The 11378-nt window shown below is 63.4% G+C and carries 13 protein-coding genes and 1 pseudogene; 9 read left to right on the forward strand and 5 right to left on the reverse strand.

Annotated elements, in window-relative coordinates; translation table 11 throughout:
* Positions 1-137 precede the first annotated feature (137 nt).
* A complete protein-coding gene (locus J1M81_RS25465; RefSeq protein WP_032368663.1) occupies positions 138-1019 on the reverse strand; it encodes a dioxygenase in 882 nt (293 codons plus the stop codon).
* Positions 1020-1215: 196 nt separating this feature from the next.
* Complete coding sequence (locus tag J1M81_RS25470) at positions 1216-1626, reverse strand: hypothetical protein (protein ID WP_032368664.1); 411 nt, start codon at positions 1624-1626, stop codon at positions 1216-1218.
* Between the two features lie 125 nt (positions 1627-1751).
* On the opposite strand from J1M81_RS25470, the gene J1M81_RS25475 reads away from it, so the two are divergent.
* Positions 1752-2150: a hypothetical protein gene (locus J1M81_RS25475; RefSeq protein ID WP_032373314.1), complete on the forward strand. Its 399-nt coding sequence runs from the start codon at positions 1752-1754 to the stop codon at positions 2148-2150.
* Here J1M81_RS25475 and J1M81_RS25480 read toward each other — a convergent pair.
* The gene (locus J1M81_RS25480) at positions 2122-2331 is read right to left on the reverse strand and encodes a hypothetical protein (protein ID WP_032368666.1); all 210 of its coding nucleotides are present in this window, start codon (positions 2329-2331) and stop codon (positions 2122-2124) included. The genes J1M81_RS25475 and J1M81_RS25480 overlap by 29 nt on opposite strands.
* 93 nt (positions 2332-2424) lie before the next feature.
* Here J1M81_RS25480 and J1M81_RS25485 point away from each other — a divergent pair, with 93 nt between their 5' ends.
* From J1M81_RS25485 to fahA, 4 genes are all read left to right on the forward strand, one after another.
* A complete protein-coding gene (locus J1M81_RS25485; protein WP_032373313.1) occupies positions 2425-2952 on the forward strand; it encodes a MarR family winged helix-turn-helix transcriptional regulator in 528 nt (175 codons plus the stop codon).
* Between the two features lie 71 nt (positions 2953-3023).
* Positions 3024-4217 carry a homogentisate 1,2-dioxygenase gene (locus J1M81_RS25490; protein ID WP_206499130.1) on the forward strand — a complete coding sequence of 398 codons (1194 nt, stop codon included), beginning with the start codon at positions 3024-3026 and terminating at the stop codon, positions 4215-4217.
* Positions 4184-5002 carry a hypothetical protein gene (locus J1M81_RS25495; protein WP_308051318.1) on the forward strand — a complete coding sequence of 273 codons (819 nt, stop codon included), beginning with the start codon at positions 4184-4186 and terminating at the stop codon, positions 5000-5002. The genes J1M81_RS25490 and J1M81_RS25495 overlap by 34 nt, the downstream gene beginning before the upstream one ends.
* A 19-nt stretch (positions 5003-5021) precedes the next feature.
* On the forward strand, positions 5022-6188 hold the full coding sequence (fahA, locus tag J1M81_RS25500) for a fumarylacetoacetase (protein WP_206499131.1): 1167 nt from the start codon (positions 5022-5024) through the stop codon (positions 6186-6188).
* Between the two features lie 6 nt (positions 6189-6194).
* Here the strand turns inward: fahA and J1M81_RS25505 are convergent, their stop codons facing one another.
* Entirely contained in the window at positions 6195-6707 is a 513-nt protein-coding gene (locus tag J1M81_RS25505; protein ID WP_032367826.1) for an Lrp/AsnC family transcriptional regulator, read from the reverse strand.
* 162 nt (positions 6708-6869) lie between these two features.
* On the opposite strand from J1M81_RS25505, the gene hppD reads away from it, so the two are divergent.
* On the forward strand, positions 6870-8075 hold the full coding sequence (gene hppD / locus J1M81_RS25510; RefSeq protein ID WP_206499132.1) for a 4-hydroxyphenylpyruvate dioxygenase: 1206 nt from the start codon (positions 6870-6872) through the stop codon (positions 8073-8075).
* A gap of 28 nt (positions 8076-8103) precedes the next feature.
* On the opposite strand, the gene J1M81_RS25515 is transcribed toward hppD, so the two are convergent.
* The gene (locus J1M81_RS25515) at positions 8104-8589 is read right to left on the reverse strand and encodes an Lrp/AsnC family transcriptional regulator (protein ID WP_032368670.1); all 486 of its coding nucleotides are present in this window, start codon (positions 8587-8589) and stop codon (positions 8104-8106) included.
* A 158-nt stretch (positions 8590-8747) separates the two neighbouring features.
* Here J1M81_RS25515 and J1M81_RS25520 point away from each other — a divergent pair, with 158 nt between their 5' ends.
* The 3 genes and pseudogenes from J1M81_RS25520 to J1M81_RS25530 all read left to right on the forward strand — a co-directional run.
* Entirely contained in the window at positions 8748-9863 is a 1116-nt protein-coding gene (locus J1M81_RS25520) for a thiamine pyrophosphate-dependent dehydrogenase E1 component subunit alpha (RefSeq protein ID WP_094651622.1), read from the forward strand.
* The gene (locus tag J1M81_RS25525; protein ID WP_206499133.1) at positions 9860-10864 is read left to right on the forward strand and encodes an alpha-ketoacid dehydrogenase subunit beta; all 1005 of its coding nucleotides are present in this window, start codon (positions 9860-9862) and stop codon (positions 10862-10864) included. Before J1M81_RS25520 ends, J1M81_RS25525 begins: the two co-directional genes overlap by 4 nt.
* Positions 10861-11217 (forward strand): annotated as a pseudogene (locus J1M81_RS25530) (biotin/lipoyl-containing protein); the annotation flags it as partial. The gene J1M81_RS25525 and the pseudogene J1M81_RS25530, both read left to right, overlap by 4 nt.
* Positions 11218-11378 lie beyond the last annotated feature (161 nt).

Genomic DNA, 11378 nt, shown 5'->3' on the forward strand with positions numbered 1-11378 from the left:
CGCATCCGACAATCTTGGACACCGATGTCCGAGATGGTGCTCAGAACTGTAGAGCGAAGTGGCGTGGATAACAATCCCCGAGCCGAAAAAGATTCAGAACTGAATCGAGCCCAAGTGCACGGGGTAGTTCCCGTTCGTCACGCGACCGCGAAAGACCGCTTCGCCAAACCGAACTGGAAGCCGGTGATGGCCGTCGTCACCGGAGCTTCCGGATTCTCGGCGGCACCGAGGGTGACGAACAACGGCGTGAAATGTTCGACGGTGGGGTGCGCGTACGGCATTCCCGGTGCGGCACTGCGGAAGTCGGCGAGAGTCCCGACGTCACCGCGAGACAAGGCGTCGGCTGCCCAGAGGTCGAAGTCCTCGGACCACGTCGGCACGGTATTGGTTGCGAAATTCTCCCGGGACAGGAACGGCAGTCCGTGGGTCATGAACCCGGAACCGATGACCAACACACCCTCGGCCCGAAGTTCCTTCAGCGCAGCGCCTATCGCCATCAGCCGATCGGGGGCGTGCGTCGGAAGGCTCAATTGCAGAACCGGGACATCGGCGTAGGGATACATGACCTTCAGCGGCACCCAGGCACCGTGATCGAGTCCGCGCGCGGTGTGCCGATGCAGGTTCTCCGACGCCGGAATGGCCGCGGCCACCCGTGCGGCCAGTGCCTGAGCGTCGGGAGTCCGGTATTCCATCGAGTAGTAACGCTGGGCAAATCCACCGAAGTCGTAGACGAGTGGTGTCGCCGCAGCCGTCGCGGACAGGCTCAACGGGGCCTCTTCCCAGTGTGCGCTGACGATCAGGATCGCCTTCGGCTTGGGCATCGACTGCGACCAGGTGAAGAGTTCGTTCATCCAGAGCGCGTCGTCGAACACCGGGGGTGCACCGTGGCTGATGTAGAGGGCAGGCATCGGACCGTCGTTCGGGGTCCACATCTGCTGGGATCGGCTCGCGGGTGCGGTATCGGCGAGAAATGCGTCGAACGCTGCGCCCGCGATCGGCGGGTTGACGACAGATGTCATGATCGGTCCTTCGAGTGCTCAAGTTGAACCTTCAACTTACCACTCGAGTCCAATCACGACAACATCGGACCAGCCGGTCTGGACCGAACCACACTGTGGGTGACCTCAGCGCCCACTATTAGTGCTGAAATACCTTTTCCCGTTTGTGAGAGCGAATTGTGGACGCTCACGTCAGTGCTCCACGCCGAGGACACGGCTACTCCACGACGACGCGGCCACCACCGGGAAGGTTGGGCGTGTCCGTCGTGATCGTGAGATCGACACGGCCCGCACCGGTAGCGAGAGTGATCGGCTCGGTCGATATCCCACCCGCCGAACCGGATCGGCCGTTGTCGATGTTCGTCCACACCACGGCCACCGGAACCGGCAGCAGGCCGACCGCTGACGAGCCCATGTCACCCGCACCAGAAATCTTGCTCACTGTCGTCACCGTGACCTCCCCTGCCTCGATCACCGTCGCCGTTGCCTCGACCGGCCCCGACCCGAAACTGACGCCGTGTTGCAAGAAGACGAATGCCTGTACCGGCCTGAGCTCCGTGGTGGTTGCGGCCGACGCGATGCCCGCCGACCCCAGCGTCAGGGCTCCCGCCACCAATGGTGCCGCCACGAGGCGAAGGACTCTATTTCTCGAAAACGCGATGCTCCCCATTTCGTCGAATTCGTCCGCTGTTCGAGAACATCCTGCAACGGACCAAGCGGTATGTAGACCCCTCGGGTCCTAGGCTCGGCTGTATGCCGGATGTCTACCGCGCCCCGATGCCGAATGGCGTCGAGCGTGCCCTCACCTACGGACTCTGCGGCATGTCAGCCGACGACGAACGCTCGCTACGACGGGTCGAGCGTTTCGAGCAGGTCGCGGACGGATCTTTCGTCTGGACGCGAACCGAGCACGGCGAGTACTTCCTCGGCCGAATTTTCGGCCCACTGCGGGAAGATCACAGCGCCGACGCGGTGGCGTCGAACCTGATCTTCGTCCGTGACTGCGAGTGGATCGGCGAGCCTGTTCCCGAACACGAGGTACCCGCCGCGACGCTACGCACATTCGCGCGCGGCGGGCGAAATTTTCAGCAGACGCACGACCCGCAGGTCGGTGCAGAGTCGGCTAGCGTGTGGCGAGCGCGAGGTCGCTGACCTGGGGATCGACCTGTACGACGGAGTAGCCCTGGATCTCGAACTTGTTCTCCCCCTCGGGCGGTCCGAGCACGGCGCGGACGATCAGGGTCGCGGCGGCAGCGACGAGTGCGATCACGATGACCACTGCTGCCACGATCAGCAGGGTGCGGGGGCCACCGAACAGGTTCTTCGAGCTCATGGGTCCATCATGGCCCCTCCTCGGTGGGACACGAATCTCGCTGCGGGAGTAGTAAAGGTGTTGATCAGATGAGATCGTGGCTACAGTGAATCCGTGACCGACGCACCCGAGCCCGATTTCTGGTCGTTCATCGACACTGCCAACAACACACTGGCCCGGGAGTACGGGTTCGAGCATCAGCTGGCCACCGAGGTTCTGCTGACACTGAACCGAGCGTCGAACATCGTCACGTACGACCTCGAGTCGACGGTTCATCGCCCGCGAGGCTGGTCATGGTCGTCGTTTCGGCTGATGTTCGTCACGTGGCTGGCCGGCCCGATCGAACCGCGACGAGCAGCCGAACTGACCGGCATGAGCCGCGCCGCCGTGTCGAACCTGTCCAAGACACTCATCTCCGGCGGCCTGCTCGCCAGCACGCCCGACGAGAAGGACGGACGTTCGGTGCGCCTCGCCCTGACCGCGCTGGGGCACGACGAGATGGTCGAGGCATTCGCCGAACAGAACGAACGGGAGAACGCATGGGCCAGCGCGCTCACCGAACCCGAACAGCGAATCCTGGTGATGCTGTTGACCAAACTGATCACCAACCGCAGCCAGTTCGACGTCCGGGGGCGTAACTGAAGGTTGCGTAGATCACGTCAAAGTAGTTAATGTCTTTACTACAAGCGGTGACAGAACTCAGGAGAGAGCACGTGGCCTACTACCGGCAGCTCGGATCGGTACCGCCGAAGCGGCACACCCAGCACCGAACTCCCGACGGCAACCTCTACTACGAGGAGCTGATGGGCGAAGAGGGCTTCTCCTCGGATTCGTCTCTGCTGTACCACCGCCACATACCGTCGGCCATCATCGATGCCACGGTCTGGGACCTGCCCGATCAATCGACGACGCCCAACCATCCGCTCGTGCCGCGGCACCTGAAGTTGCACGAGCTGTTTCCCGAATCCACGGTGGCGGACACCGACGTCATCACCGGCCGACGCCTCGTTCTCGGCAACGCCGACGTCAGACTGTCCTACGTCGTCGCATCGAAAACTTCACCGCTGTATCGCAATTCGATCGGTGACGAGATGGTCTACGTCGAATCCGGTTCTGCCACCGTCGAAACGGTGTTCGGTACTCTCCAGGCGCAGCAGGGTGACTACGTGCTCATTCCGCGTGCGACGACGCACCGTTGGATTCCCAACGGCCCCCTGCGCGCCTACGCCATCGAGGCCAACAGTCACATCGCTCCACCGAAGCGGTTCCTGTCGAAGTACGGCCAGTTGCTCGAGAACGCTCCCTACTGCGAACGCGATCTGCACGGCCCCACCGAGCCTCTACTCGCCGACGGCGAAGACATCGAAGTACTTGTCAAGCACCGTGGTTCGACGGGCATCGTCGGAACCCGCTACGTCTACCCGCAACACCCGTTCGACGTGGTGGGGTGGGACGGCTGCCTGTATCCGTACACGTTCAACATCTCCGACTACGAACCGATCACCGGCCGTGTGCATCAACCGCCGCCTGCGCATCAGGCATTCGAGGGGGCCAACTTCGTGATCTGTAATTTCGTTCCGCGCAAGGTCGACTACCACCCGCTCGCAATTCCGGTGCCGTACTACCACTCCAACGTCGACTCCGACGAGATCATGTTCTACGTCGGCGGCGACTACGAGGCCCGCAAGGGTTCCGGAATCGGCCAGGGATCGATCTCGGTGCATCCGGGCGGTCATGCTCACGGTCCGCAACCCGGTGCATACGAACGCAGTATCGGCGCCGAGTTCTTCGACGAACTGGCCGTCATGGTCGATACTTTCCGCCCCCTCGAACTCGGTGAAGGAGCGCTCGCGTGCGAGGACACCGGGTATGCGTGGACGTGGGCAGGCCGGGGGCCGAACCGATGATCCCGAAGTTCTTCCACCGCCTGTGCGACGACGCCGCTGCCTTCCCTCCCGGCAATGCACCACTCGATGTTGCTGCAGCACAACATCTCGAGTACCGGGCGAGTTCTTTCGCAGACCTCGTCGGCCCGTTGGTCGTTCCGATGGACCGGGTGCACGAACTCGTCCTGGGCGCCCGGATGGAGGTCGCGTTGACCGCACCTGCCGGTCCGGGCAGCGTGGAGGCAGGCCTACGCGCCGCCGACCGGACCGCCGGCGTGACGGTCGTTGCCGTCGAAGTGGCCGTACCCGACGGCACGAACATCGACGCCTTGCGCAACATCACTCAGGACATCGACATCTATGTCGAAATCCCCCGAGACTCCCGACGAGACGACATCTTCGACGCAGTCGACGAGTTCGGGTATCGCGCCAAATTCAGGACCGGCGGCGTCACGGCCGACGAGTACCCGGACGAGCGAGAGCTTGCCGCGCTCATCTACGAGGCGGCACAACGCGAGGTCCACTTCAAAGCCACCGCGGGTCTGCACCATGCCGCCCGTAACACCGATACCCACAACGGTTTCGAGCAACACGGTTTCCTCAACGTGATCCTCGCCGCGCAGGCCGCACACAGCGGCGCACGCGTCGGTGAGCTCCAGAAGATCCTGGCGATCCGGGACGCCGACGTCCTCGCCGGTCTCGTCGCCGGGATCGAGGGTCAACGCGCCTTCGCATCGTTCGGCACCTGCAGCATCCGCGAACCGCTGGACGACCTCGTCCGCCTCGGACTCGTCCCACCTCAGTGAACCAAGGAGCACGCCGTTCATGACGCACATCGACATCCCCGCCGACTCCGAGTTCGGAATCGACAACCTTCCTTACGGCATCTTCAGTACTCCTGGTTCGGACGCTCGGGTCGGAGTCCGCTACGGCGACAATGTGATCGATCTGTTTGTCGCTCTGAACGATTCGGATTTCGCCTCGCCCAGCCTCAATGCTTTCATGGCGCGCGGCCGCAGTCGGTGGGTCGAGGTCCGCGAGTCCGTCACCGCCATGATCGTCAGTGGCACGACCCCCGCGGAAGCGATTGTCTCGGTTTCCGACGTCACGATGCACCTGCCGTTCGAAGTTGCGGACTACGTGGACTTCTACGCGTCCGAGCACCACGCGTCCAATCTCGGCCGACTCTTTCGTCCCGATGCCGAACCGCTGCTACCGAATTGGAAGCACCTGCCCGTGGCGTATCACGGCCGGGCAGGGACGGTTGTCGTGTCCGGTACCGACGTCAAGCGTCCGAACGGTCAACGCAAGGCACCCGACGAGCCGTCGCCCACGTTCGGTCCGAGTCGGCGACTGGACATCGAGGCAGAGATGGGCTTCGTCGTCGGCGTTCCGGCGGGTGGTCCCATCTCGCCGGATCAGTTCTCCGAGCACGTGTTCGGTGTCGTCATCGTCAACGACTGGTCTGCTCGCGACATCCAAGCCTGGGAGTACGTGCCGCTGGGGCCGAACCTCGGCAAGAGTTTCGCGACGTCCATCTCGCCCTGGGTGGTCCCCTTGCTCGCGTTGGATCAGGCGCGGGTGTCGACACCGGCGCAGGAGCCCGCGCCGCTCGAACACCTCCGCGAATCCCGTTCCTGGGCACTCGATATCGATCTGTCCGTCACATGGAACGGCCACGTCGTATCCCGTCCGCCGTACAGTTCGATGTATTGGTCGCCGGCCCAGATGCTGGCTCACGAGACCAGCAACGGCGCGACATCCCGAACCGGTGACCTGTTCGCGTCGGGCACCATCTCGGGACCCGAGAAGAATCAGCGCGGCGCATTCATCGAACTCACCTGGGGCGGAAAGGAACCGGTGTCACTCGGCGCGGAGACCCGGACGTTCCTCGAAGACGGCGACGAGGTCGTCATCGCCGCCAGCGCTCCGGGGCCGAACGGTGCGCGCATCGGCTTCGGTGACGTACGTGGCCGGATCGTTCCGGCCTGAGGCCTATCACTCGCGCGTCCGTCTGTATGCGGGGGCTCTGGGGGTTCGATCGGACTCGGCGCTGTTGAGCAGTGGCAGTGCCCGGAACTCGACCAATTCCGAGAGTACGACAACACTGGTCGACCGCGCGATCGTGCGAGATTGATTGAGTGCGATCAACGTTCGCTGCAGATCATCATGAGACGCCGCGGCGACCCGGCACAACACATCGCCGACGCCGGTTGTCGCGAATGCCTCCAACACTCCGGGTATCTGCTCCAGGACGGCGACGACGTCACCGAGCGCACCCTGGGCAATCTCCAATGTGACGAACGCCTGCACGCCGTAACCGGCTGCTGCCAAACCGATTCGAGGCTGATAGCCGGTGATGACACCGCTGTCCTCCAATCGCTGCAGGCGGGCCGACACAGTCGCACGTGCAACACCGAGCGTTCGCGACAGCTCGAGCACGCCGATCCGCGAATTGTCATGCAGCGCAGCGAGCATCGCCCGGTCCAATTCGTCCAACGTCGATTCCATGACGCACCTCCACTTTGCTATACGAATCGTATAGCAAAGTGCGGAACAACCTGCCCTATCTGCACAGCACGGACAGCTATTCAGGCGTCGATTGACTCCCCTGCACCGCGATGTTGGGCTGGGCGGAACAGTGTGCCTCACTCGGACCAACCAGGAGCTTTCATGAGCCTCGACAACATCCTCAACGACGACGAGAAGCTCGCCGATCTCGACGCCGATCAGCTGCGGCAGCTCGTTGGTCTGGTCGAGTACGACGACAAGCGCGACCCCTTCCCGGTCAGTTGCTGGGACGCGATCGTGTGGGTCGTCGGGAATGCGACGCAGTCCGCACACTTCTTCCAGTCCGCGTTCGGCATGGAGCTCGTTGCGTACTCTGGCCCGACCACCGGCCAACGTGACCACCACGCCTACGTGCTCAAGTCCGGCGCAGTGCGTTTCGTCATCAAGGGGGCCGTCGACCCCGACAGCGAACTGGTGGCACACCACACGCGCCACGGTGACGGCGTCATCGACATCGCGCTGGCCGTACCCGATGTCGACCGATGCATCGAGCATGCGCGAGCCCAGGGCGCGCGCGTCCTACAAGAGCCGACCGACATGTCCGACGAGCACGGCACGGTCCGCACCGCGGCCATCGCGACCTACGGCGACACCCGACACACGTTGGTCGACCGCGCCCGCTATACCGGCACCTACCTCCCCGGTTATGTGCCACGCACGTCGACGTTGCAGCGACCGGAGGGCGCTCCCAAGCGCATCTTCCAGGCTCTCGATCACGTGGTCGGCAATGTCGAGCTCGGCAAGATGGACGAGTGGGTCGACTTCTACCACCGCGTCATGGGCTTCACGAACATGGCCGAGTTCGTCGGGGCCGACATCGCCACCGATTACTCGGCCTTGATGAGCAAGGTCGTCTCCAACGGCAACCACCGAGTGAAGTTCCCGCTGAACGAGCCGGCCATCGCGAAGAAGCGCTCACAGATCGACGAGTACCTGGATTTCTACCGCGGCCCGGGCGCACAGCATCTGGCGCTGGCGACCAACGACATCCTGTCTTCGGTCGATGCGCTCCGCGCGGCGGGCGTCGAATTTCTCGCCACTCCTGATTCGTACTACGAGGATCCCGCACTGCGAGCCCGAATCGGTAACGTCCGAGTGCCGATCGAAGAGTTGCAGAAGCGCGGAATTCTCGTCGACCGAGACGAGGACGGGTACCTACTGCAGATCTTCACCAAGCCGCTGGTCGATCGCCCGACGGTGTTCTTCGAGATGATCGAACGCCACGGCTCGCTCGGCTTCGGCATTGGCAACTTCAAGGCACTGTTCGAGGCCATCGAACGTGAGCAGGACGCTCGCGGCAACTTCTGACCCGTACCCCGAACGACGCCGCCCACTGTCAGCGTTCGGTGGGCGGCGCAGTTCGTCCCAGACCACCTCGGTCCTCGTCGAAGATCAACCACGTGCGCGTCGCCCGGACGCCGTCGAGCGACTGCAGCCCCTCCAGCACCACTTGCCGCAGGCTCTCGTTGTCGGGAGTCCTGATGAGTACCAGCACGTCGAAATCCCCTCCGAGCAAACTGAAGTGGTCGACGAATTCCATCGACCGCAACCCCTCGGACACACTGCGCCACGAATCCTGACGGATCGACAACGCGATGAACGCTGAGGTCCCTAGCCCGGACGCCCCGTGATCCACCTGCACGGTGAACCGTTCGATGACACCCGCATCCTTGAGCCTGTCCACCCGTGTATAGGTATGTGCCCGAGAGAGATTCAATCGATCGGCCAGCACCCGCATCGAGACCCGCCCGTCGGCAGTCAGCTCGGCGAGGATGCGACGATCCGTGTCGTCCAATTCCACACGTCTCGAGACGTCGTCCATTCGTCCGCTCCTACCTGGTGGTTCGCTACGCCGATCCGACAGATAGTCAGTTCGTACCTGAAATGTCGGCAATATGTCTGCAATCCTACGACCATAGGACTTCTTCCTCACCGATTCGGCCAGAATCACCGTACAAGCCGATCTCAGGAGAATGCCCCATGACGACCGTCGAGAAGGTTCCGGCAACGTCCTACCAACAGTTCATGCCTGCCGACCGTCCCGTGCAGTACCTCGCACCCGATGGAACGGGCGTGGACAGTGCCGCCCGCTACGCACACCCGTCGAACGAGCGCCTGCTCGAGATGTACCGCTCGATGGTCCACGGCCGCCGATTCGACCAGCAGGCAACAGCATTGACCAAACAGGGCAGGCTCGCGGTCTATCCCTCCTCGCGTGGACAGGAAGCCTGCCAGATCGCCGCGGCACTCTGCCTGGGTGAGCAGGACTGGATGTTTCCGACGTACCGAGACTCGATGGCTCTCGCGGCGCGAGGCGTCGACCAGGTGGAGTTGCTCGGTATGCTCGCCGGCTACTGGCACTGCGGATACGATCCCACCGCCTACAAGGTCGCTCCCCAATGCACGCCTCTGGCAACACAATTGCTGCACGCGACCGGTTTCGCCTACGCCGAGGCCAAGCAGGGACGAGACACCATCGCCCTCGCGTTCTGCGGTGACGGCGCGACCAGTGAAGGCGACTTCCACGAGGCCCTCAACTTTGCCGCGGTGTTCCGCGCACCGGTGATCTTCCTGGTCCAGAACAACGGATTCGCCATCAGCGTTCCGCTGGCACGTCAAAGTGCAGCACCCTCGTTGTCGCACAAGGGTGTCGGCTACGGCATCGGCAGCGAGCAGGTCGACGGCAACGACCCGATCGCGATGATGGCCGTGATGGACGAGGCCGTGAAGTACGTCCGAGCAGGCAAGGGACCAGTGGTCGTCGAGGCGCACACCTACCGCATGGACGCCCACACCAATGCCGACGACGCCACGCGCTACCGCAAGGCAGACGAGGTCGAAGGGTGGCTGGCCCGAGATCCGCTCTCGCGCCTCGATTCCTACCTGGAAGCCCAGGGTCTGCTCACCGACGACCTGCGCGAGCAGATGACGGTATCCGCCGACGCGGATGCCGCGGCACTTCGCGCGGGCATGAACGTCGAGCAGGACGTCGACCCCGAGGATCTGTTCCGGTTCGTCTACTCCTCCCCCACCCCCGGCCTGATCGAACAGCGAAATCAGGTCGCCGCCGAGATCGCAGCAGGAGAACTGTCATGACCACGATGACCATGGCCGGAGCCCTCAACGCCGCCCTGCGCGACGCGTTGACCGAGGACGAGAAGGTCGTCGTGTTCGGCGAGGATGTCGGCACGCTCGGCGGCGTCTTTCGTGTCACCGACGGACTGACCCGAGACTTCGGTGACGATCGTTGCTTCGACACCCCGCTCGCGGAGTCCGGCATCGTCGGATTCGCGATCGGCATGGCGATGTCGGGCTACAAGCCCGTCGTCGAGATGCAGTTCGACGCCTTTGCCTACCCGGCTTTCGAGCAGATCGTGTCCCATGTTGCCAAGCTGCGCAACAGAACTCGCGGATCACTCACCGCGCCGATGGTCATCCGCATCCCGTTCGCGGGAGGTATCGGCGGCGTCGAACATCACTGCGACTCGTCCGAGGCCTACTACGCGCACACCCCGGGCCTGAAAGTCGTCTCCCCGTCCACCGTCGCCGACGCGTACTCGCTGATGCGTGATGCCATCGCCGATCCGGATCCGGTGATCTTTCTCGAACCGAAGCGGCTGTACTTCTCCAAGGACGACATCGAGCTGACCAAGACCGAGCCGATCGGCACCGCCGTCGTGCGTCGTGCCGGTACCGACGTCACGCTTCTCGCCTACGGACCCACCGTGTCGGTGGCCATGCAGGCCGCAGAGTTCGCAGCCGAGGACGGCCGGAGCGTCGAGGTGATCGATCTGCGGTCGATCAATCCGTTCGACGACGAAACCGTCGCAGCCTCGGTACGGAAGACCGGACGCTGCATCGTGATTCAGGAAGCGCAGGGCTTCTCCGGTGTCGCCGCGGAGATCGCCTCGCGGGTATCCGAGCGTTGCTTCCATCACCTGCACGCTCCGGTACTCCGAGTGACCGGACTCGACATTCCCTACCCTGCACCGAAACTCGAGCACTTTCACCTGCCGTCCGCCGACCGTGTGCTCGATGCCATGGACCGACTGCAGTGGAACGATGCCCCCGACCTCAGCAAGGCGGTCACGGTATGAGCATGCAGGTATTCCTGCTCCCCGATCTCGGTGAAGGACTGACCGAGGCCGAGATCGTGGAGTGGAAGGTCAAGCCCGGCGATACCGTCACCATCGATCAGGTCGTCGTCGAAGTAGAGACGGCAAAAGCGTCCGTCGAGGTGCCCTGCCCCTTCGAGGGTGTTGTCGGCGAACTGCATGCGGCCGAGGGCACCTCACTCGCCGTCGGCGCACCCTTGATCAGCATCACCGGCGGTGCCGTCGCCGATACCCCTGCGGCCCATGAGCGATACCGCGAAGAAGAACGCGCCGGCTCAGGAAATGTGCTGATCGGCTATGGCACGGGACACGGCCCGACCGGCCGTCGAAGAAGAGCTTCGCACGTGAGTGGAAACTCGACCCAGACTACGTGTTCAGTCTGGGGACATATGAGACACGAGATGTCCACGGACATGTGACACACGGGCTGTGATGATGCTGCGGGGCACTGTGACCGGCTATGGAGTAATCCATGGCCAGATCGGATGCCCGGATG

Source organism: Rhodococcus sp. KRD175 (assembly GCF_017168275.1).
Classification (GTDB): domain Bacteria; phylum Actinomycetota; class Actinomycetes; order Mycobacteriales; family Mycobacteriaceae; genus Rhodococcoides; species Rhodococcoides fascians.